This window comes from Micromonospora sp. NPDC048040 (assembly GCF_055587185.1).
Window position 1 is genome coordinate 1 of the sequence record NZ_JBVJGT010000060.1, and the last position, 20,464, is coordinate 20,464.

General features: G+C 75.4%; 18 protein-coding genes. 13 read left to right on the top strand and 5 right to left on the bottom strand.

The window, feature by feature from the left end; all coding sequences use genetic code 11:
• Positions 1-440: 440 nt before the first annotated feature.
• From ACZ6O2_RS31380 to ACZ6O2_RS31390, 3 genes are all read left to right on the top strand, one after another.
• Complete coding sequence (locus ACZ6O2_RS31380; protein ID WP_466025443.1) at positions 441-2,534, top strand: APC family permease; 2,094 nt, start codon at positions 441-443, stop codon at positions 2,532-2,534.
• A gap of 196 nt (positions 2,535-2,730) precedes the next feature.
• A complete protein-coding gene (locus tag ACZ6O2_RS31385; protein ID WP_466025444.1) occupies positions 2,731-4,365 on the top strand; it encodes a hypothetical protein in 1,635 nt (544 codons plus the stop codon).
• An 840-nt stretch (positions 4,366-5,205) separates the two neighbouring features.
• Entirely contained in the window at positions 5,206-6,387 is a 1,182-nt protein-coding gene (locus ACZ6O2_RS31390; RefSeq protein ID WP_466025445.1) for a Cmx/CmrA family chloramphenicol efflux MFS transporter, read from the top strand.
• A gap of 82 nt (positions 6,388-6,469) precedes the next feature.
• Here ACZ6O2_RS31390 and ACZ6O2_RS31395 read toward each other — a convergent pair whose 3' ends face one another.
• Positions 6,470-6,676 carry a hypothetical protein gene (locus ACZ6O2_RS31395; protein WP_466025446.1) on the bottom strand — a complete coding sequence of 69 codons (207 nt, stop codon included), beginning with the start codon at positions 6,674-6,676 and terminating at the stop codon, positions 6,470-6,472.
• A 274-nt stretch (positions 6,677-6,950) separates the two neighbouring features.
• Between ACZ6O2_RS31395 and ACZ6O2_RS31400 the strand changes: the two genes are divergently transcribed.
• Complete coding sequence (locus ACZ6O2_RS31400) at positions 6,951-7,778, top strand: hypothetical protein (RefSeq protein ID WP_466025447.1); 828 nt, start codon at positions 6,951-6,953, stop codon at positions 7,776-7,778.
• Positions 7,779-7,985: 207 nt separating this feature from the next.
• Here the strand turns inward: ACZ6O2_RS31400 and ACZ6O2_RS31405 are convergent, their stop codons facing one another.
• The 4 genes from ACZ6O2_RS31405 to ACZ6O2_RS31420 form a co-directional block, all read right to left on the bottom strand.
• Positions 7,986-9,155 carry a helix-hairpin-helix domain-containing protein gene (locus tag ACZ6O2_RS31405; protein WP_466025448.1) on the bottom strand — a complete coding sequence of 390 codons (1,170 nt, stop codon included), beginning with the start codon at positions 9,153-9,155 and terminating at the stop codon, positions 7,986-7,988.
• Positions 9,156-9,388: 233 nt separating this feature from the next.
• Entirely contained in the window at positions 9,389-10,738 is a 1,350-nt protein-coding gene (locus ACZ6O2_RS31410) for an FAD-dependent oxidoreductase (protein ID WP_466025449.1), read from the bottom strand.
• 14 nt (positions 10,739-10,752) lie between these two features.
• Positions 10,753-11,100, bottom strand: a complete 348-nt coding sequence (locus ACZ6O2_RS31415; RefSeq protein ID WP_466025450.1) for a TcmI family type II polyketide cyclase — start codon at positions 11,098-11,100, stop codon at positions 10,753-10,755.
• A 124-nt stretch (positions 11,101-11,224) separates the two neighbouring features.
• Positions 11,225-12,031: an AfsR/SARP family transcriptional regulator gene (locus ACZ6O2_RS31420; RefSeq protein ID WP_350707475.1), complete on the bottom strand. Its 807-nt coding sequence runs from the start codon at positions 12,029-12,031 to the stop codon at positions 11,225-11,227.
• A 410-nt stretch (positions 12,032-12,441) separates the two neighbouring features.
• Between ACZ6O2_RS31420 and ACZ6O2_RS31425 the strand changes: the two genes are divergently transcribed.
• The 9 genes from ACZ6O2_RS31425 to ACZ6O2_RS31465 are packed head-to-tail and all read left to right on the top strand — an operon-like array spanning position 12,442 to position 20,435.
• Positions 12,442-12,780 carry a TcmI family type II polyketide cyclase gene (locus ACZ6O2_RS31425; protein ID WP_350707477.1) on the top strand — a complete coding sequence of 113 codons (339 nt, stop codon included), beginning with the start codon at positions 12,442-12,444 and terminating at the stop codon, positions 12,778-12,780.
• Positions 12,777-14,510, top strand: coding sequence for an acetyl-CoA carboxylase carboxyltransferase subunit alpha (locus ACZ6O2_RS31430; protein WP_350707479.1), 1,734 nt, complete (start codon positions 12,777-12,779; stop codon positions 14,508-14,510). The genes ACZ6O2_RS31425 and ACZ6O2_RS31430 overlap by 4 nt, the downstream gene beginning before the upstream one ends.
• Positions 14,507-15,010: an acetyl-CoA carboxylase biotin carboxyl carrier protein gene (accB, locus tag ACZ6O2_RS31435; RefSeq protein WP_466025451.1), complete on the top strand. Its 504-nt coding sequence runs from the start codon at positions 14,507-14,509 to the stop codon at positions 15,008-15,010. Before ACZ6O2_RS31430 ends, accB begins: the two co-directional genes overlap by 4 nt.
• An 11-nt stretch (positions 15,011-15,021) precedes the next feature.
• The gene (locus ACZ6O2_RS31440) at positions 15,022-16,398 is read left to right on the top strand and encodes an acetyl-CoA carboxylase biotin carboxylase subunit (RefSeq protein ID WP_350707483.1); all 1,377 of its coding nucleotides are present in this window, start codon (positions 15,022-15,024) and stop codon (positions 16,396-16,398) included.
• Positions 16,398-17,147, top strand: a complete 750-nt coding sequence (locus ACZ6O2_RS31445; RefSeq protein WP_466025452.1) for an SRPBCC family protein — start codon at positions 16,398-16,400, stop codon at positions 17,145-17,147. The genes ACZ6O2_RS31440 and ACZ6O2_RS31445 overlap by 1 nt, the downstream gene beginning before the upstream one ends.
• A complete protein-coding gene (locus tag ACZ6O2_RS31450; RefSeq protein ID WP_466025453.1) occupies positions 17,140-17,544 on the top strand; it encodes a cupin domain-containing protein in 405 nt (134 codons plus the stop codon). Before ACZ6O2_RS31445 ends, ACZ6O2_RS31450 begins: the two co-directional genes overlap by 8 nt.
• 55 nt (positions 17,545-17,599) lie before the next feature.
• Positions 17,600-18,868: a beta-ketoacyl-[acyl-carrier-protein] synthase family protein gene (locus ACZ6O2_RS31455; protein ID WP_466025454.1), complete on the top strand. Its 1,269-nt coding sequence runs from the start codon at positions 17,600-17,602 to the stop codon at positions 18,866-18,868.
• Entirely contained in the window at positions 18,865-20,115 is a 1,251-nt protein-coding gene (locus tag ACZ6O2_RS31460) for a beta-ketoacyl synthase N-terminal-like domain-containing protein (RefSeq protein WP_350707490.1), read from the top strand. Before ACZ6O2_RS31455 ends, ACZ6O2_RS31460 begins: the two co-directional genes overlap by 4 nt.
• A complete protein-coding gene (locus ACZ6O2_RS31465) occupies positions 20,112-20,435 on the top strand; it encodes an antibiotic biosynthesis monooxygenase family protein (RefSeq protein WP_466025455.1) in 324 nt (107 codons plus the stop codon). Before ACZ6O2_RS31460 ends, ACZ6O2_RS31465 begins: the two co-directional genes overlap by 4 nt.
• Positions 20,436-20,464: the final 29 nt, after the last annotated feature.

Consider the following 20,464-nt stretch of genomic DNA (forward strand, 5'->3'; position numbering starts at 1 on the left):
AGCATGCGCCCTGCGGACAGCGCCGTGCCGAGTACGCTCAGCACTCCGTGCAGCCCCGTGCGGATCGGGTGGAGGAAGCCTCGGCTAGCAATGCGGATGAGGGCGGCGCAGACGGCGGCCGGTCCCGGGGGTCCCCGGTAGAAGTGTTCGCTCGGCGCCCGGGCCCGGGGGGTGCCCGGCCGCCGTGGCCGCCCGGCGGGCGGGCCGTGGTCGGGGGTGGGGGGGAGGGCCGGCCGGCCCGGGGGGTGCCGGCCGGTCCGCGCGGGGTACGCCCGCGCCGGCCGGTGGCGGACGGCCCGGCCGGCGCCCCCGGTCGGTCCGTCCGTCCGGGAGGGCCTCCCGCCTCGGCGGAAGGGCGTTCCGGGTTCGCCGTTCCGGCGGGCGGCCGGCGGGAGACCGCCTACGGTCGGGTCAGGACGGCCGAGGGGCGGGGACGGGGGATGGCTGACGAGCACGGGGCGGGGTCGCGGCGCACGCGCGGCCGCCGCCCGCCGCCCGCCGGAAGGGACCGGGAACTGCGCGCCGCGCGCGATCCCACCCGCCCCGGCCGCCGCGCCGGTCGCCCGGTCGCCGTCCCGGAGGTCGTGGCCAGCCCCAGCCGGCCGGCGGCGCCGCCCAGCCCGCTGCGACGGTGGCTGTTGATGCACCGGGTGCAGCCGGTGGGCCCCGAGTCGGCGGAGGGCCAGGCCCGCTCGCACGCCTGGTGGCAGGTCATGTGCCTGACCGGGGTGGACTACTTCTCCACCCTGTCGTACCTGCCGGGGATCGCGGCGGTCGCGGCGGGGGCGCTCTCCCCGCTGGCCACCCTGCTGATCGTTGCGCTGACGCTGCTCGGCATGCTGCCGATGTACCGGCGGGTGGCCCGGGAGAGCCCGCACGGGCAGGGCTCGGTGGCGATGCTGGAACGGCTGCTGCCGTTCTGGCGGGGCAAGGTCTTCGTGCTGGTCCTGCTCGGCTTCGTGGCCACCTCCTGGATCATCACGATCACCCTCTCCTCGGCCGACGCCACGGTGCACCTGCTGGAGAACCCGCTGCTGCCCGAGGATGTCGGCGGAACGGGGGTCGCCGTCGGCGTCACCGTCGTGCTGCTGCTGATCCTCGGCGGCGTCTTCCTGCTCGGCTTCCGGGAGGCGGTGGCGGTGGCCATCCCGCTGGTCGCCGTCTTCCTGGCGCTGAACGCGGTGGTCGTCGCGGTCTCGGTGGCCGAGATCGCGGCGGACCCGGGGACGCTGGCGGGCTGGACCTCGGCGCTGAGCGCGGGCCGGGGCCCGGGCGAGGTGGCGGTGACCGCCGTGCTGGCCTTCCCGCTGCTGGTGCTCGGGCTCTCCGGTTTCGAGACCGGGGTCAGCATGATGCCGCTGGTGGCCGGGGACGGGCCGGACGGCGAGGCCCGGTTGGCGGCGCGGATCCGCAACACCCGCCGGATGCTCGCCACCGCCGCCCTCGTCATGTCGGTCTACCTGGTCTCGACCTCGCTCGTGACCACGGTGCTGATCCCTCCCGGTGAGTTCGGGCCGGGCGGGGCCGCCAACGGCCGGGCGCTGGCGTACCTCGCCCACGAGCACGTCGGCGAGGTCTTCGGCACCGTCTACGACGTCAGCAGCGCGCTCATCCTCTGGTTCGCCGGCGCCTCCGCGATGGCCGGCCTGATCAACATCGTGCCCCGCTACCTGCCCACCTACGGCATGGCGCCGGAGTGGGCCCGCGCGGTGCGGCCGGTCGTGATCGTCTACACGCTGGTCAGCATCGCGATCACCGTGGTGTTCCGGGCCGACGTCAACGACCAGGCCGGGGCGTACGCCACCGGGATCCTCGCCATGATGGTCTCCGCCGCCGTGGCGGTCACCATCTCCGCGGCCCGCCGCCGGGAGCGCGTCGCCGCCGTCGGCTTCGCCGTGCTCACCCTGGTCCTGCTGTACGCCCTGGCCGAGAACGCCATCGCCAAGCCGGACGGCATCACCATCTCGGTCCTGTTCATCCTCGGCATCGTCGCGGTCTCGCTGGTCTCGCGGGTGAGCCGGACCACCGAGCTGCGTACGGAGCGGATCGAGTTCGACGAGCCGGCCCGACGGTTCGTCGCCGACTCGCTGGCGCACGACGGCCGGCTGCACCTCATCGCCCACAAGCGGGCCCGGGGCGCGGTGAAGGAGTACACGATCAAGGAGCGGGCGCAGCGGGGGATGAACCCGGTCCCCGGCGAGGGCGACATCCTGTTCCTGGAGATCGAGGTGGTCGACCCGTCCGAGTTCAGCCAGGTGCTGCGGGTCCACGGCGTGGAGGTCGGGGGCTTCCGGGTGCTGCGGGCCAGCAGCCCGGCGGTGCCGAACGCCATCGCGGCGATCCTCCTGGCGCTGCGCGACGCCACCGGCGTCCGCCCGCACGCCCACTTCGAATGGTCCGAGGGGAACCCGATCGCGCACCTGCTGCGTTACCTCATCCTCGGTCGGGGCGACACCCCGCCGGTGGTCCGGGAGATCCTCCGCAAGTCCGAGCCGGACCCGGCCCGCCGGCCGGGCATCCACGTCGGCGGCTGACCCCGGCATCCCGTGCCGGCCTCGGGCCGCACGGCAGGTATCAGCCTTCTCAAGATGAATCGTACCTTTATTCATCTTCGACTGACTTGCCCGAGTTTCGCTCGTATTGTGGCCTTCGGTGGCTGTCGGGATGTCAGCCACCCCGCGCCCGCTTTCGGGCCGGCCGTGTCATGCACCGAGAGGCAGGGGAAGGCTGATGTCGACGTATCAAGGGAACCGGCGAGCGGCGCCAACCAGGCGGCGGTCCCGGTGGTTCTTAGCGGGTGGCCTCGTGGCGGGCACCCTGGTGGCCGGGGTGGCGGGCGGCGTCGCGGTGGCCGCGGGAGCGCTGCCCGCCGCGCCGGACACATCGTCCCTGGTGCTGCGCGGCGACGACTCCGGCGCGGAGCACCGCGACGACCGCCGCGAGCAGGGCCGTGCCGCCCTCGGCGGGCAGCCCTCCGGCGACCCCGCCGGGGAGCCGTCCGGCAATGCCGCCGGGGAGCCCTCCGGCGACTCCGCCGGGGAGCGATCCGGGGACTGGTCGGGCGACTCCGCCGGGGAGCGCCGGGGCGGGGAGGAGGGCAGGCCCCGGGGGCCCGGGGGCGGGCACCGAGGGGAGGTCGCGGTGCCGTGCGACTCGTCGAAGCTCATCGCCGCGCTGGTCCGGGCCAACGCCGAGGGCGGCGCCCACCTGCGGCTCGCGCCGAAGTGCACGTACGAGCTGACGCACGCCTTCCAGCAGCCCGACGACTACGACGGCGGGATCCGGGACGCCCGGGAGGCGGCCGACAGCGCGGAGAACCCGGGCGACGCCGAGGCCCCGCCGCGCAACGCGCAGCACGACAGGGCGGGGCTGCCGGTCATCTACCACCCGATCACGATCCGGGGCGAGGGCGCCACCATCAAGCGGGACGTGCACGCCGAGGCGTTCCGGTTCTTCACCGTCCGCGACGGCGGGGAACTGACCCTCTCCGACGTCGTGCTGCGCAACGGCCTCTCCGCCGCCGAGGGCGGCAGCATCCACGTCGTGCACGGCGCGTCGGCCGTGGTCGAGCGCACCGCCGTCGTCGGCAGCACCTCCCTCTCCGCGGAGGGCGGCGGTGGCGGGATCTTCAACGACGGCAACATGGTGGTCGCCGACAGCACCTTCGTCGACAACCACGCCGCCGGCAAGGCGGGCAAGGGCGGGGGCCTGCTCAACGGCGGCGTGCTGAGCCTGCGCACGTCGGACTTCCGGAACAACACCGCCGTCGCGTACGGCGGCGGCCTCGGCAACTACCGCGGGGCCGCCGAGGTGCAGAAGAGCACCTTCGCGCACAACAACGCGGCGCAGGGCGGCGGCATCGCCAGCTTCTCGGCCCGCACCAGGGTGGCCGACAGCAGGGTGCTCGGCAACACCGCCCAGACCGGTGGGGGCATCGCCAACTCGGACGCCCTGATCTTCCTGCGCGGCATGGAGGTGCGCGACAACACCGCCACCGGCAACGGCGGCGGCATCTCCACCTCCCAGGGCCTGCTTCCGCTCGACGACAGCGTCGTGGCCGGCAACACCGCCCGGGGCGCCGGCGGCGGGATCTACGCCGCGAAGTCCAACCTGCTGGTCCGCAACAGCGCGGTCGACGGGAACCACGCCGTCGGCGCCGCGTCGACGGGCGGCGGAATCTTCGCGACCCAGGGTCAGGTCTCCCTCTACCGCAGCCGGGTGAGCGACAACACCGCCACGGGGAGGCCGGGCGGTCTCTTCGCCGACAAGGCCCGGGTCAGGGTCGACGACGAGACCGACATCGTCGACAACGAGTCCACCAACTGCGAGGGCAGCCGGGTGCCGGTGGCCAACTGCTTCCGCTGACCGGCCGCCCCGAGGGGCGCAGCCGGCCCGCTCCCGACGATCGTGAGGATCCTCGGCGGCGCGGGCCGGGTGCGCCCCTCGTCGCGTGCCCGCCGTCCGGACGGCGCCCTCCGTTCGCCGTCCGGCCGAGCCCGCCTGCGCGAGCTCGGCCGCTGGGCCCTCCCACGACGGCCTGGCGGATCGTCTCCCGCGGTCCGTACCCTCCGGCGGCCAGCTTGTGGCCGGCCCTCGTCCTGGTGCTCCCGTGGCCTGATGCCGTGGAGCGACGCCCGTTCCCGCCGCCTGCTCCGGCAGACGTGCCCCGCCTCCGGCACGGGTTCGGTCCGTCGACCTGACAGCCCATCCTCCTAGGACGCCTTAGGGGATGTGTGGCAGGCGGACGGCGTGGTTGACCCCCGGAGGCCCACCCGTCGCCCACCCCGGTGACGTTCCTCGGCTGCTCCACGGCCGTCCTCGCTGCCGCGCCCGCGCCGCCGGCGGTTGTCGCGTTGACGAATGCTCCGCGCCGTCACTAGGGTCTGCGTCGTGTCCAGCCCCGAGGCGTCCAGACGCCAGCCACCGGTGTCCGGTGGCTGGCCCTCGTTGACGTCGCACTAGGCGCTGTCGGAACCGGACAGCGTCCCTCGGGCGTCCCCGCCACCGATCGCCGTCGTACCGGCTGCTCCCGGGCGTCACCCGCGCGTCACCACCGTCGTGCCGCGTCCACGTACCCGGGGAGGCCCTCGCGCGGTGGTCTCCGTGCGCCCGGCTGGACGGTTGTCCCGTGCGCCGCCCGGCCGTGGTCCGCCGTGACCCACCCGCGTCCTCTTCATCCATCCACGACGCGGAATGTGGAGTGTCATGCCGTTCGCCATCTACCTGCTCGGACTGGCGGTTTTCGCCCAGGGAACGTCTGAGTTCATGCTGTCCGGTCTGGTGCCGGACCTCGCCCGGGACCTGCACGTGCCCGTCCCGGCCGCCGGCGCGCTGACGTCGGCCTTCGCGGTAGGAATGATCATCGGAGCGCCGCTGATGGCCGTCCTCAGTCTGCGGTGGCCCAGACGTCGGGCGCTGCTGGTCTTCCTGACCGCCGTCGTCGTCGTGCACGTCGTCGGGGCGGTCACCGACAGCTTCGGCGTGCTGCTGGCCACCCGGGTCGTCGGAGCGCTGGCGTACGCCGGGTTCCTCGCGGTGGGCCTGGCCACGGCGGCCGACATGGCCGGACCCGGGGCCAAGGGCCGGGCCGCCTCCGTGCTGCTCGGGGGTCTCACCCTCTCCTGCGTCGCGGGGGTGCCGGCCGGGGCGTTCCTCGGCCAGCTGTGGGGATGGCGCTCGGCGTTCTGGGCGGTGGCCGTCGTCTCGCTGCCCGCCGTCGTGGCCATCTGGCGCGCGGTCCCGGCCACGCCACCGGACGCGGCCGTACCGGGCGCGCGGCACGAGCTTCGGGCGCTGCGCCGTCCCCGCCTGCTCGTGACCCTGCTCCTGGGCGCACTGGTGAACGGGGCGACCTTCTGCACCTTCACCTACCTGGCGCCGCTGATCACCGACGTCAGCGGTTACGACCGGAGGTGGGTGCCGGTCCTGCTGGCCCTCTTCGGCCTGGGGTCGTTCGTCGGTGTGACGGTCGGCGGTCGCGTGTCGGACTCGCAGCCCATGCGGGTCCTGGTGCCAGGTGGGGTGGCCCTGCTCGTCGGCTGGCTCCTGTTCGCGGCCACCGCCGCCAGCGCGCCCGCCGCGTTCCTGCTCGTCTTCGTCCAGGGGACGCTCTCGTTCGCGGTCGGCTCCACGCTGATCACCCGGGCGTTGTACGCGGCCGTCGACGCGCCGTCCCTGGGCGGTTCCTTCGCGACCGCCGCCCTGAACGTGGGCGCGGCAGTCGGCCCCCTGCTGGGCGGGGCGGCCATCGGCGCGGGGCTCGGCTACCGGTCCCCGCTGTGGGTCAGCGCGCTGCTGGTGGCACTGGCGTTCGTCGCCGCCGTACCCACCTGGACGGTGTGGCGGGATGTCGGGACGGAGTCGCCCACGCGGATGGTCGCTTCCTAGCCCGCGTCGCGCTCCCCGTCGCCGCACGAGGCCGTCCACGGGTCCGGCCCGCGCACCCGCCAGGCGCGGGCCGGGGCCCGTCCTACTCGGAGGGCTGGGGCAGCTCGCAGTCGACCTTCGGGTTGGCGCCGATGTAGTTCAGCGGCCCGGCCACGATGGTCACCAGGATGGTGCCCGCCTCGGCGCAGTCGGTGTCGTCGCCGTTGTAGTAGCCGCGCTGGCCGGCGGCGACCGCGCCGATGATCAGCCAGATGACGACGATGACTCCGAGTATCGACGTGCCGCGCATCGCTGCCTCCAGAAAGGGGTGTGGTGGTTCGAGGTGTCGAAGTTGTACCCAGTCGCGTGGAACGGCTAACGACGCCGCTGCTCGGCCGGGTCGGCGGTGTCCCGGGGCGCGTCGGTCGACAGTCCCGCCCGGCAGGCCCGCCGGCCTGACGGCACGCCCTGGCCGACCGCCCGGACCGGGGCACGCCGGTGCGCTATCGGATCGCCGACCGACGGCCGCGCGCGGCGGCCCGGCGGGCGTACAACTGCGTCAGAGCACCGCGCAGGAGGACACCATGGACGCCCCGACCCCGCACCTGTTCGTCGACCGCCCCGAGGACGTCGCCGTCGCGGCCCGCGCACTGGCCGGGGGCGCGGTGGTGGCGGTGGCGTTCGGGAACTTCTACGCGCTGGTGACCCGGCCGGACGCCGCCACCGTGCGCCGGGTCAACGTCGCCAAGGGCCGGCCGGCCGACCAGGTCGGCAGCATCACCACCGCCTTCGGGCGGATCCCCGCGATGTTCGACTGGGCGCGGCTGCCGCACCGGCTGCCCGCGCGCCGGGTGCGGCAGCTGATGGGCGTCCTCTACGGCGCGGGCCCGTTCGGCTTCCGCGGTCCGGCCGTCGACCGGCTGCCCGCCCACCTCACCCGGCACGACCGGGGCGTACGCACCACGCAGGTGATCGCGCCGGGGCTGGCCTGCCCGTCGAACGTGTTCTTCGCGCGGGCGGTCGCCGAGATCGGGGTGGACCACCTCCACATCACCTCGGCGAACCGCTCGCGGCACCTGACCGGGGTCGCGGAGGAGCCGGCGCACTGGAAGGCCGAGGGCATCGCCGAGGACTTCGCCCACCTCGACGACCTGGTGGTGCTCGCGCACCGGGACGAGGCGGCGGCCCGGGCCGCGCACCCCGGGCACCTGCCGGCCTCGGTGACGCTGTTGTCGTTCCACGCCCCGGCCGGGGAGCCGGAGGAGCCGCCGGTGCTCACCGTCGACCGGCACGGCTCGCTGCACGTCGACGATGTGCGCCGGGCCGCCGCGCCGCTCGGCCTCCAGGTGCGGCTCGGCCCCACCGCCGGTCGGCGTCTGCGGGTCCGGGGGTACGCGGAGGCCCTGGTCTGACCGGGCGCCGGATCGGGCGAACGGTGTCCGGCTCCCACGGCCGCCGCCCGGTGGCTGGTCGGCCCTCCGTCCGGAATGCCCGACGTCGCGGCGTCCGGGTGAGCGGACGTCGCGACGTCGGTGGCATCAGGCGGATCGTGTCGTGGCGCCGCCCCGGCTCGCGGGGGAGCGCCGTCCGGCGCCGCCGTCCTTGTGGCGGCCCCGGGGTCAGGCGTCGTCGCCGCCGGTCGGCAGGGCGGCGGCCGCCTCCTGCGCGGCGCCCGCGAGCACCTTCGCCTGCTGGGGCCAGGTCGCCAGGCTCGGCGCGGCCCGCAGGCCGGCTCCCCGGATCGTCTCCCGCAGCGCGGCCTCGTCCAACTCCGCGAGCTGCCCGTACGTGCGGATGCCGGCGGCCTGCAGCGCCGCCGCCATCTTCGGGCCGACACCCTGGATGCGGCGGAAGTCGTCGGCGGCGTCCGCGTCGGCCGCAGACCGCACCGGCGGGGTCGCCGCCGCGTCGCGCGCGGCGGGCACGACCACCGGTTCGGCCGGCTCGTCCGCCGGTTCGGCCGGCTCGTCCGCCGGTTCGGCCGGCTCGTCCGCCGGTTCGGCCGGCTCGTCCGCCGGCGTGGTCGCCGCCGGCGTCGCGTCCGGCTCGGCCGGGGCGGTGGGGGTCGGCTCCGCCGGGCCGGCGGCTGCGGGGACCGGCTCGGCCTCGGGCTGCGCCTGGGCGGGGACGGCGACGGCCCGGACGGGTTCCGGCTCGGCGGCCGGGACGGGCTCCGCCCCGTCGGCGCGCGCGGGTTCCGGCTCGGCGGTCGGGGCTTCGATCGGGGCGGCGGTGGCCGGCACCGGCTCCGGTTCGTTCACGGCGACGGTCTCCGGATCGGCGGCGGTGGTCGGCTCCTCGGCCGGCTCGCGGTCGACGGGGCCGGTCACCCCGGCGGCGGCCGGCAGCACCACCTCGGTGTCCGGCCGGTGATCCGGGGCGGTGTCGCGCGGCGTGGCGGTCGCCACGGGGTCGGTGTCGGGCGCCGGCACCGGGTCGCCGGTGAGCGCCATGTCGGCCGGGTCGACCTTGCCGGCCGGCCCGGCGTCGGTGGCGACGACGGTGACCGGGGCGGCGTCGGCGTCGGCCGGGCCGTCGGGGGCGGGCACGGGGTCGGCGACGGCGTCCGGGGCCCGGTCGAGGGTCACCTCGGGGCGTACCTCGTCGGTGGTGGCGGCGGGCGGCGGGTCGACCACCACGGCGGTCATGCCGGCGACCCGGTCACCCTCCACCGTGGGCGAGCCGTGCCCGGCTGCCGCGCCCTGCCGGCCGCGCCAGAACCAACCGGCCGCCAGACCCACCAGCAGGGCCACGATCAGTATCAGCCAGTGCCCGAAAGACCACGCCACGGCGGACCTCCTATTCGTTCGCGTCGAAACTCCGAGAAAAACTCGCCGCAGCTTCGCACACGCGCCGCACGGGCGGCAGGCAGGATCGGCCGGTCACGGCGCATGTGGGACGGGTTGCACCGGGGGTGTCCGCCGGGCGACGGACCGTCGTCGCCGGGCGCCGTCCGCGCACGTGCGGGGCGGGCACGCGGGGACCCCGGCGCCGGGCGGGCGCCGGGGTCCGGGTCGGACGGTCAGTCCTCCTCGCCGCGGTAGGTGTAGAAGTCGTTGACGAACTTGCGCGCCAGTCGGGGCACCCGGCTGGTGACGCCGAAGTAGCCCCGTGCGCCGAGCAGCGCGAGCCGGCCGACGACGGGTTTGTACATCCGGTCGTCGCCGTTGGTGCCGCTGCGGTTGAGCGAGTCGGCGACCCGGGCGAAGCCGTACGGCACCATCGCGGCCTCGTAGTCGGCCACCGCCTGGAGCAGCGTCTTGTCGCCGGCCGCGGCCAGCCGGAGCTGCCGGCAGAGCAGGGCGGCGTCGCGCAGCGCGGTGTTGGCGCCCACGCCGCGCCCCGGGGTCATGGTGTGGATGGCGTCGCCGAGCAGGGTGACGGTGCTGCTCTTCCACGGCGGCACCGGCTCGCTGGTGGAGACCCGGATCGGCAGGGCGCTGCCCGGGTCGCTGCGGGCGAGCAGTTCGCGCAGGTGGGGGTGCCAGTTGCGGGTGAGTTGGAGGGCGAGCAGGACGAGGTCCTCGCCGCGGCGCTGCATGACGTCGGGCGGGAACCGGCGGGCGGTGCTCCAGATGACCAGGTTGATGTTGTCGCGGGTGGTGTCGTGGCGCAGCCCGGGCCAGTCGCGCAACAGCGCGGCGTCGGCGGGGTCGACACCGGGTTTCAGCGAGCCGTCGCCGTTCCACTTGAACTCCATCACGTGCAGCACGCCCATCATCCCGCCGGTGCCGAAGATCAGCGAGATGCCCTGCTCGATCCGTTCGGGCAGCAGTTGGCGGGTGTGCGGGGTCAGGGGGATGCGGGTGGCGATGTTGACCGTGCCGGCGTCGCGGGTGACCGCGTGCGGCAGGTACTGGCGGCGTACGGCGGAGTGCGTTCCGTCCGCGGCGACGAGCAGGTCGCCGGTGGCGGTGCTGCCGTCGGCGAAGTGGGCGGTGACGGTGGCGTCGTCGCGTTGCTCGTACCGGGTGAAGGTCTTGTCGAAGTGGACCACGTCCTCCATGCCGGTGAGCAGGACCTGGCGCAGGGTCATCCGGGCCACGGACCGTTCGGTGTCCACCGGGTCGGTGTCGGGGCGCAGGGTGAACGAGGCGGTCTGGCGCATCCGCTGGGTGATGACGTTGAAGTAGCGGGGGGATCGGGCGCAGGTGGCCAGGTAGGTGTCGAACAGCCGTGGCGGCAGGCACTCCCGCAGGGCGCGGCTGCCGGTGGGGCCGATGCCGACGCGGTAGCCGAGCAGTCCCTCGCCGCGGGTGCGGTACTTCTCGTAGACGGCGACGCTGATCCCGGCGCGGCGCAGGCCGTGGGCCAGGCAGAGCCCGCCGGTGCCGGCGCCGATGATCAGGACGTGGGGTGGCCTGGGTGACATGGGGCCGCCTCCGTTCAGCCGGCCGCGTGCGGGGACGGCGCGTCGGCGGAGTCCCAGCGGTAGAAGCAGCCGGCGATCGCGTCGCGTGGCGAGCGCCAGGTCGGCAGGTACGGCGAGGTGTGCGCGGACAGGCGCTCGTTGACCTGGCGGTACAGCGGGTGGTTGCGGGCGCCGGCCAGGGCGTCCGGGTCGACGTCCGCAGTCTCCATCAGGTGGACGCACAGGTCGTGCAGGCAGTACAGGGACCGGTGCCGGACCCCGGTCAGGGCGGGCAGTTCGGTCACGTCGGATTCGGCGAAGATCTGCGCGACGCGACCCTCCGCGCCCGGGATGATCCTGCTGACGATCAGTAGACGGCTCATGGGACCCCTCTCGCCGGTGGCGCTCCGCGAGCGGTGTCGGAGACCACGGACTGTTGTGCGGCCCACCCTGCCCGGGCGGCTGTCACCTGCCCGTCACGCGTGCGGCTGCGCCGGTGACGCCGGTTCAGCGGGCGCGGGGCGCGACCCGGGCGGACGGCGTGCGCCGCGGCGGCGTCGGGGTGTCCCGGGTGGCCTCCCGGATGGGCGCGAGGGTGTCGTCGAGCAGCGCGGTCATGGCTGCGGAGGGTTCGAGCCGGAGTTCCCGCAGCAGCAGGTCGCGGTAGACGTAGAAGGCGTGCACGGCCTCGAAGGCGTTGCCCTCGGCGAGGTGGATGCGCACCACCAGCCGGTGCGGGGTCTCGCGCAGCGGCTCGGCGGCCATCGCCTCGAGTGCGGCCTCCAGGGCCTGCCCGTGCTGGCCCGCCGCCAGGTGTTGGCCGGCCAGTTCCTCCAGCATGTGCAGCCGCAGCTGGCGCAGCCGCTCCCGGTCGGCGAGGACCCAGTCGTCGTACCAGCCGGGGAGCAGGTCGTGTCGGCCGGCGGCGAGGGCGGCGGCGCACGGGGCGTCGCCGTCGCGCACCCGCGCGGCCGTGCCGATGAGGGCGTCGACGTCGACCCGGACGGTGGGGCCGAGGCGTACGGTGTCGCCGGCGGTGGTGAGCGGGCAGCAGGGGTCCTGGCGTAGCCGCCACAGCGCGGTCCGCAGGGACGACAGCGCGCGGTCCTCGGGGGCGTCGGGCCAGAGCAGCCCGGCGAGGTGGCTGCGGGTGGCGCCGGGGCGCAGGCCGATCAGTGCGATGACCCGTTGCAGGCCGCGCGGCACCACGACGGGGGTGTCGCCGTGCAGCAGCCGGAAGCCGCCGAGCAGGTGCAGCGATATCTGCGTGCCGGTGCGGCGCCCGGTGGTCGGCGTCGACGGATCAGCGGCCACGGCGGCACCCCCTGCGGAACGCTCGTCCCGACTCCTCTGCTGTCCCGGCGCGGCTGCCCTTGACCCCACTGTCGGGTCGCACCGCCGCGGCGCGGCGTCGCGCGCCGCGGTCGCCGGGCTGACCGTGACGAAGATTATCAATCGCGGTCACTCTCGGTCAATGTTTCGGACGAGATCGGACTGCCGATGACGTGTCCACGAAAACGGTTCTGAACTGCGGATAGTCCACCGCGGTGGGAGGTGTTGTACAGCGGATACACAGCCTGCGTCAACGCAGCGTCACGAAGTGGCGTTGTCGGGCGGCGGGCCGCGGTGACGCCGCCGTGACGCCCGTGGCCGCATCGTGTCGCCAGTCGTCCGGCTCGGCCGGCGCCGTCGTCACCGACGACGCCGTGGAGGGAGGTCCACCCATGGACCGTTCGCTGATCGTCGCGAAGGTGGTGCCGAGCGCCGAGGCGCGCGTCGCCGAGATCTTCGCCGAGTCCGACGCGACGGAGCTGCCGCACCTGGTCGGGGTACGGCACCGGTCGTTGTACCGGCTGGGTGACCTCTACGTGCACCTGCTGGAGACGGACGCGCCGGCCGGGGCGGCGGTCGAGGCGGCCCGGGGGCACCCCGAGTTCGTGCGGGTGAGCGCCCGGCTGCGCCCGTACGTCTCGCCGTACCTGCCGACGTGGCGGGAGCCGCGCGACGCCATGGCCCGGTGTTTCTACCGCTTCGACGCCGCGCCCGCCGGGCGGCCGTCGTGACCGCCACCGCGCCCCGGGAGGGGCAGCTCTGGTCCCGCTGCGGCGGCTGCGCCACCCTGCTGTACCGCAAGCGGCTGCGCCGCAACCTCGACGTCTGCCCCGAGTGCGGCACGCACGCCCGCCTCGACGCGCCGGAGCGGCTGCTCCAGCTCGTCGACCCGGGGTCGTTCACCGCCCTGCCGGACCGGCCGGCGGAGGTCGACCCGATCGGTTTCGTCGACCTGCTGCCGTACCCGCACCGGCTCACCGCCGCCCGGGCCGGCACCGGGCTGGCCGAGGCGGTCGTCTGCGGCACCGCCACCATCGGCCGGCATCCGTGCGCGCTCGCGGTGATGGACTTCCGCTTCCTCGGCGGCAGCCTCGGCTGCGCCGTCGGGGAGCTGATCACCCGGGCCGCCGAGCGGGCGCTGGAGGACGGCACGCCGCTGATCCTGGTCACCGCCTCCGGCGGCGCGCGGATGCAGGAGGGCGTCCTGTCGCTGATGCAGATGGCCACGGTCAGCCAGGCGATCGCCGCGCTGCGGGAGGCGGGGCTGCTCACCGTCAGCGTGCTCACGGACCCGACGTACGGGGGAGTGGCGGCCTCGTTCGCCACCAACACCGACGTGGTGATCGCCGAGAGCGGGGCGCGGATGGGCTTCGCCGGTCCCCGGGTGATCCGGCAGGTCACCGGCCGGCCGCTGCCGGAGGGCTTCCAGACGGCCGACTTCCTGCTGCGGCACGGGCAGGTCGACATGGTGGTGCCCCGGCACGCCCTGCGGGGCCGGCTGGCGGCGCTGCTCGCCGCGGCCCGGGCGGGACGTCGGCCGGCGGCGCGTCCCGCCGTACCCCGGCAGGAGCCGTCGCCGGGCGTGGCGCGGCCGGCCGGCGAGGCGGGTGACGCGACGGCGCCGGGCCCGGCCGACCCGCCGGGCGGCGACGCCTGGGAGACGGTGCGGCTGGCGCGGCACCCGGGCCGGCCGACCACACTGGACTACCTGGAGACCGCGTTCGACGGCTTCGTCGAGCTGCACGGCGACCGGCTCGGCGCGGACTGCCCGGCGGTGGTCGGCGGACTGGCCCGGCTGGACGGCCGGCCCGTCATGGTGATCGGGCACCAGAAGGGCCACACCACCGCCGAGCTGGTCGCCCGCAACTTCGGCATGGCCAGCCCGGCCGGGCACCGCAAGGCGCTGCGGCTGATGCGGCTGGCCGCCCGCCTCGGCCTGCCGGTGGTGACCCTGGTCGACACGCCCGGGGCGGATCCCGGCGTGGGCGCCGAGGAGCAGGGGCAGGCGGCGGCCATCGCGGAGAACATCCTCGCGCTCGCCGTGCTGCCCACCCCGGTCGTCGCGGTGATCACGGGGGAGGGCGGCAGCGGCGGCGCGCTGGCCCTCGCGGTGGCCGACCGAGTGCTGATGCTCCAGCACGCCGTCTACTCGGTGATCAGCCCGGAGGGCTGCGCCGCCATCCTCTGGCCGGATCGGGGGGCCGCCCCGCAGGCGGCGCGCGCGTTGCGGTTGACCGCGCCCGACCTGTGCCGCCTGGGGGTGGTCGACGATCTCGTGCCCGAGCCGGCCCCGGCCGCGCACCACGACCCGGAGGCGGCCGCGCGCGCCCTGGGCGCGGCGGTGTCGGCCGCCCTGCTGCCGCTGCTGGACGTGCCGCCCGCCACGCTGGTCCGGCGCCGCCGGCAGCGGTTCCGGCGCTTCGGCGCGGCCCGCCTCGGCGCCCGGGCGGGTGTCCGGTGAGCGCGGGCGGCGCCCCGGTCGACACCGCGCCGGCCGGCGCGGAGTCGGCGTCCGGGGTGGACGCGGTGCTGGCCGGGCTGCGGCGGCACGCCCGGGACCTCGTCGCCGAGCTGGCCGGCCCGGTCCGCCGGGTGCGGCTGCGCAGCGGCGACACGGTGCTGGAGGTGGAGTGGCACGGCGGGCCGCCCGCGGAGGCGCCGGAGGCGGTGCCCGTCGCGGCCCGGCCCGCGCCGCCGCCCGTGACCGACGGCGAGCCGGGCCGGTACGCGGTGCGCTCGCCCATCGTCGGCACGTTCTACCGGGCGCCGGAGCCGGGCGCCGCGCCCTTCGTCGCCGTCGGTGACCTGGTCCGCCCCGGCCAGGTCATCGGCATCGTCGAGGCGATGAAGCTGATGAACGAGGTGACCGCCGACCGGGGCGGCCGGGTCGCCGAGGTCCTCGCCGCCGACGGCCAGCCGGTCGAGTACGACCAGCCGCTCGTCGCGCTGGACCCGGTCTGAGGCGGTGCGTGATGTTCGAGAAGGTGCTGATCGCCAACCGGGGTGAGATCGCCCTGCGGGTGCTGCGCGCCTGCCGCGAACTGGGGGTGCGTACCGCCGTCGTCTACTCCACGGCGGACGCCGACTCCGCCGTGGTGCGCCTCGCCGACGAGGCCGTCCTGATCGGTCCGCCGGCCAGCCGGCGCAGCTACCTCAACGCCGCCGCGATCGTGGAGGCGGCCCGGCAGGTCGGCGCGCAGGCGGTGCATCCCGGCTACGGGTTCCTCTCCGAGGACGCCGACTTCGCCGAGATCTGCGCCGACAACGGGCTGACGTTCATCGGTCCGCCGCCGGAGGTGATGGCCGCGCTGGCGGACAAGTCCTCGGCGCGGGCGCTGATGCGCCGGGCCGGGCTGCCGCTGCCGCCGGGCAGCGTCGCGCCGGTGCCCACCGCGGCCGCGGCGGCGGAGGTGGCCGCCGAGGCGGGCTACCCGGTGATCGTCAAGGCGGCGGCCGGCGGCGGCGGCCGGGGCATGACCGTGGTCGCCACCCCCGCCGAGCTGCCCCGGGCGTACGCGCGGACCAGGGCCGCCGCGCAGGCCGCGTTCGGCGACGACCGGGTGTACGTGGAGCGGTTCCTGACCGGCGCCCGGCACGTCGAGGTGCAGCTGCTGTGCGACTCCCACGGCAACGGGGTGCACCTGGGCACCCGGGACTGCTCGGTGCAGCGCCGGCACCAGAAGCTGGTGGAGGAGGCGCCCGCCCCGGCGCTGTCCGCCGGCACCCTGGAGGCCATCGCGGAGTGCGCCCTGCGCGGTGCCCTGTCCGCCGGTTTCACCGGGGCCGGCACGGTGGAGTTCCTCGTCGACCCCGACGAGCGGTTCCACTTCCTGGAGATCAACTGCCGGATCCAGGTCGAGCACCCCGTGACCGAGATGGTGACCGGGATCGACCTGGTGCACGAGCAGCTGCACATCGCCGCCGGGGTGCCGCTGCGCTGGCGGCAGGAGGACGTCCGCCCGCACGGGGTCGCCATCGAGTGCCGGGTCAACGTGGAGGACCCGGACCGCGGGTTCGCGCCGACCCCCGGCCGGCTGGACCGCTTCGTCCCGCCCGGCGGCCCGTTCACCCGGGTCGACACGCACGGCCACGCCGGCTATCTGTTCGGCCCGTACTACGACTCGCTGCTGGCCAAGGTGGCGGTGTGGGCGCCGGACCGGGAGCTCGCGCTCAACCGGCTGGAACGCGCCCTCGACGAGTTCGACATCGCCGGGCCCGGGGTCCGCACCACCATCCCGTTCGTCCGGCGGGTGCTCGACGACGCCGGGTTCCGCAAGGGCCGCTACTCCACCGGCCTGGTCGACCAGTTGCTCGCCGGCCCGTCCGACGCACACCACAGGAGGCTTTGATGACCGTCACCCATGGCCGTCCGCTGACCGCCGAGATCACCGACATCCTGGTGGCCAACTGCGGGCTGGACGCCGAGGCCGCCGCCCGCGCCCCGGCCGCGTCCCTGGAGGAACTCGGCATGGACTCGCTGGCGCTGCTCGAACTCTCCGCCGTGGTCGCCGACCGGTGGCAGGTGCGGATCCCCGAGGAGGCCGGGCAGCTCAGCATCGCCGGTGTCGCCGAGCTGGTGGCCCGCCGCGCCGACCCGCCGGGACACACCGAGAACAGTGTGCTCATCGCCGCGCCGCTGCCGCTGGTCTGGGACGTCACCAACGACGTCGCCGGCTGGCCCGAGCTGTTCACCGAGTACGCCCGGGCGGAGATCCTGGACCGCGACGGCGAAACGGTGCGGTTCCGGCTCACCATGCACCCCGACGAGAACGGGGTGGCGTGGAGCTGGGTCAGCGAACGCACCGCCGACCCGGCCACCCGGCAGGTGCGCGCCCGGCGGGTGGAGACCGGGCCGTTCGAGTACATGCGCATCCACTGGAGCTACGCGGAGGAGCCCGGCGGCACCCGGATGACCTGGGTGCAGGACTTCGCGATGAAACCGACCGCGCCGGTGGACAACGCCGGCATGACCGACCGGATCAACACCAACAGCGCCGTGCAGCTCGCCGTCATCAAGGAGAAGATCGAACGCCTGGCCGCCGCCGGCGGCCGGGGCCCGGCCGGTGCCGGCGGGGCGACGGGAGCCGGCGATGAGTGAGGACACCCTGCGGCTGGTGGCCGCCGCCGACGTCGCGCCCGACGGCCGCCGCGGCGGCGAACTGCGGGTGCTGCTCGGCCCGAAGACCGTCGGCAGCACCTCCGGCTTCATGGGGGTGGCGACGCTGCGCCCCGGGGAGCGGATCGCCGAGCACTACCACCCCTACAGCGAGGAGTTCCTGTACGTCGTCCGGGGCACGATCACCGCCGACCTGGACGACGAGGCGGTGCCGCTGGCCGCCGGGGAGGCGCTGTTCGTGCCGCGCAACGTCCGGCACCGGCTGCGCAACACCGGCGACGAGGCGGCCGAGGTCGTCTTCCACCTGGGGCCCCTCGCGCCCCGGCCGGAACTGGGCCACGTCGACACCGAACTCGTCGAGCAGCGGGGCGGGTCGTGAGCGCGAGGAGTGAGCCGGGGTTGCGAGCCCCGCAGTCGCGAACCGAGGTGGCGTCGTGACCGGGCGCCGCACGGTCGTCACCGGCGTCGGGGTGGTCGCGCCGGGCGGCGCCACCCGGGACAGCTTCTGGAAGACCGTGACCGAGGGGCGTACGGCCACCCGACGGATCACCTTCTTCGACCCGTCGCCGTTCCGCTCCCAGATCGCCGCCGAGTGCGAGTTCGACCCCGACGCGGCCGGCATCACCCTCGCCGAACGGCAGCGCGCCGACCGGTACGTGCAGTTCGCGCTGGCCTGCTCCATCGAGGCGCTCGCCGACAGCGGCCTGGAACCCACCGACGCCGAGCGGGAGGTCACCGGCGTGGTGCTGGGCACCGCCGTCGGCGGCACCATGGCGCTGGAGCAGGAGTACGTGCGGGTCAGCGAATCCGGCCGGCGGTGGCTGGTCGACCACGCCCTCGGCGGGCCGTACCTGTATCCGGCGCTGGTGCCGAGCAGCCTCGCCGCCGACGTGGCCGTCCGGCACGGGCTGCACGGCCCCGCCCAGGTCGTGTCCACCGGCTGCACCTCCGGCATCGACGCCATCGGCTACGCCCACCAGCTCATCGTCGACGGGGAGGCCGACATCGTGCTGGCCGGGGCGTCGGACTCGCCGATCTCCCCGGTCACCGTCGCCTCCTTCGACGCGATCAAGGCGACCAGCCCGGACAACGACGACCCGGCGCACGCCTCCCGCCCGTTCGACGCCGACCGCCACGGCTTCGTCCTCGCCGAGGGCGCGGCGGTGCTGGTGCTGGAGGAGTGGGAGCACGCCCGCCGCCGGGGCGCGCACGTCTACTGCGAGTTGGCCGGGTACGCCAGCCGCGCCAACGGCTTCCACATGACCGGGCTGCGTCCCGACGGGGTGGAGATGGGCCTGGCGATCACCGACGCGCTGCGTCAGGGCCGGCTGTCCCCGCAGGACGTCTCCTACATCAGCGCGCACGGCTCCGGCACCCGCCAGAACGACCGGCACGAGACGGCGGCGTTCAAGCGGGCGCTCGGCGAGGCCGCGTACGGGGTGCCGATCAGTTCGATCAAGTCGATGGTCGGGCACTCGCTCGGCGCGATCGGCTCGATCGAGATGGCCGCCTGCGCCCTGGCCATCGAGTACGGCGTGGTGCCGCCCACCGCCAACTGGGCCACCCGGGACCCGGAGTGCGACCTGGACTACGTGCCCAACGTGGCCAGGGAGACCCCGGTGGACGTGGCGCTGTCGGTGGGCAGCGGCTTCGGCGGCTTCCAGTCCGCGATGGTGTTCCGGCGGCTGGCGGCGGCGGCGTGAGCGCGCGGGCCGTGGTCACCGGCATCGGGGTGGTGGCCCCCAGCGGCATCGGCGCCGACGCCCACTGGCGCACGGTCGCGGCGGGGACCCGGTGCACCGGCCCGATCACCCTGTTCGACCCGGCGGACTACCCGACCCGGGTCGCCGGGGAGGTGCCCGGCTTCGAGGCGGCGGCGTACGCCGACACCCGGCAGCTCGTGCAGACCGACCGCTGGACGCACCTGGGCTTCGCCGCGACCAGGCTGGCGTTGGCCGACGCCGGGCTGCCCGAGCGGGCCCCCGAGCCCTACGGCTGGGCGGTGACGCTGGCCAGCTCGTCCGGGGGGAACCTGTTCGGGCAGCGGGAACTGCAACGGCTGTGGGGCGGCGCCACCCGCACGGTGGGGGCGTACCAGTCGATCGCCTGGTTCTACGCCGCCAGCGTCGGGCAGCTCTCCATCCACCACCAGTTCAAGGGGCCGTGCGGGGTGCTGGTCGCCGAGTCCGCCGGTGGGCTGGACAGCCTCGCCCACGCGGTGCGCACCGTGCGCCGCGGCACGCCGGTGGTGATCGCCGGGGCGACCGAGTGCCCGCTGAGCCCGTACGCGCTGACATGTCAGCTCCGCTCCGGGCTGCTCAGCGACGTCGCCGACCCGGAGGTGGCGTACCGGCCGTTCGACCGGTCGGCCGGCGGCTACGTGCCGGCGGAGGGTGGGGCGGTGTTCGTGGTGGAGGAGTTGGGGCACGCGCTGGCCCGGGGCGCCCGGGTCTACGGCGAGGTGACCGGCTGGGGCGCCACCCACGACGCCGCGCACACCGGCCCGGACGCCGGCGGCGACTCCGCCCGGTACGCCCGGGCGATGCGGCTGGCCCTGGACCGCTCGGGGGTCGCCGCGGACGAGGTGGACGTGGTGGTCCCCGACGCCCTCGGGGTGCCCCGCTTCGACCGCGCCGAGGCCGAGGCGCTGCGCGCGGTCTTCGGCGACCGGCTCCCGCCGGTGAGCACGCACAAGGCGCTGACCGGCCGCGCCCACCAGGGCGGCTCCGCGTTGGACGTGGCCACCGCGCTGCTCGCGTTCCGCCACGACACGCTGCCCGCCTCCGCCGGTCCCCGCGAGCCGGCGCCGGGCTGCGAACTGGACTTCCTGCGGGCGCCCCGGCAGCCGCGCAGCCGGCTGGCGCTGGTCTGCGCCCGGGGTTTCGACGGTTTCAACAGCGCGTTGGTGCTGCGCGGAGCGCCACCGGCACCGAGGGGAGCAGCGGAATGAGCGGGGCACGGGCTCGGGTCGTCTTTCTCGTGCGGGTGGCCGAGGAGCGGACGGCGGACTTCCTGCGGGCGTACGAGGCGGTGCGGCACCTGGTCGCCGACGGTGTGCCGGGGCACCTGGTCGACCAGGTGTGCCGGTCGGCGGCGGACCCGGAGCAGTGGCTGATCACCAGTGAGTGGGAGTCCCTGGCCGACTTCGAGGCGTGGGAACGCAGTCCCGGGCACCGGGATCTGGTGCGGCCGATGCGGGAGTGTTTCACCGACGCCCGCTCGCTGCGTTTCGTCGTCCACGCGCAGACCCCCGAGGGGGCGCGCGTCTGACCGCCCGGCGGCACGCCGTGCCCGGCACG

What these genes read in the sequence shown, in the direction of transcription:
- ACZ6O2_RS31395 (WP_466025446.1), bottom strand. Translation starts at nt 6,676, where the DNA reads ATGCGCGGCACGTCGATACTCGGAGTCATCGTCGTCATCTGGCTGATC.
- ACZ6O2_RS31385 (WP_466025444.1), top strand. Translation starts at nt 2,731, where the DNA reads ATGTCGACGTATCAAGGGAACCGGCGAGCGGCGCCAACCAGGCGGCGG.
- ACZ6O2_RS31465 (WP_466025455.1), top strand. Translation starts at nt 20,112, where the DNA reads ATGAGCGGGGCACGGGCTCGGGTCGTCTTTCTCGTGCGGGTGGCCGAG.
- ACZ6O2_RS31450 (WP_466025453.1), top strand. Translation starts at nt 17,140, where the DNA reads ATGAGTGAGGACACCCTGCGGCTGGTGGCCGCCGCCGACGTCGCGCCC.
- ACZ6O2_RS31415 (WP_466025450.1), bottom strand. Translation starts at nt 11,100, where the DNA reads ATGAGCCGTCTACTGATCGTCAGCAGGATCATCCCGGGCGCGGAGGGT.
- ACZ6O2_RS31400 (WP_466025447.1), top strand. Translation starts at nt 6,951, where the DNA reads ATGGACGCCCCGACCCCGCACCTGTTCGTCGACCGCCCCGAGGACGTC.
- ACZ6O2_RS31390 (WP_466025445.1), top strand. Translation starts at nt 5,206, where the DNA reads ATGCCGTTCGCCATCTACCTGCTCGGACTGGCGGTTTTCGCCCAGGGA.
- ACZ6O2_RS31425 (WP_350707477.1), top strand. Translation starts at nt 12,442, where the DNA reads ATGGACCGTTCGCTGATCGTCGCGAAGGTGGTGCCGAGCGCCGAGGCG.
- ACZ6O2_RS31410 (WP_466025449.1), bottom strand. Translation starts at nt 10,738, where the DNA reads ATGTCACCCAGGCCACCCCACGTCCTGATCATCGGCGCCGGCACCGGC.
- ACZ6O2_RS31445 (WP_466025452.1), top strand. Translation starts at nt 16,398, where the DNA reads ATGACCGTCACCCATGGCCGTCCGCTGACCGCCGAGATCACCGACATC.
- ACZ6O2_RS31440 (WP_350707483.1), top strand. Translation starts at nt 15,022, where the DNA reads ATGTTCGAGAAGGTGCTGATCGCCAACCGGGGTGAGATCGCCCTGCGG.
- ACZ6O2_RS31380 (WP_466025443.1), top strand. Translation starts at nt 441, where the DNA reads ATGGCTGACGAGCACGGGGCGGGGTCGCGGCGCACGCGCGGCCGCCGC.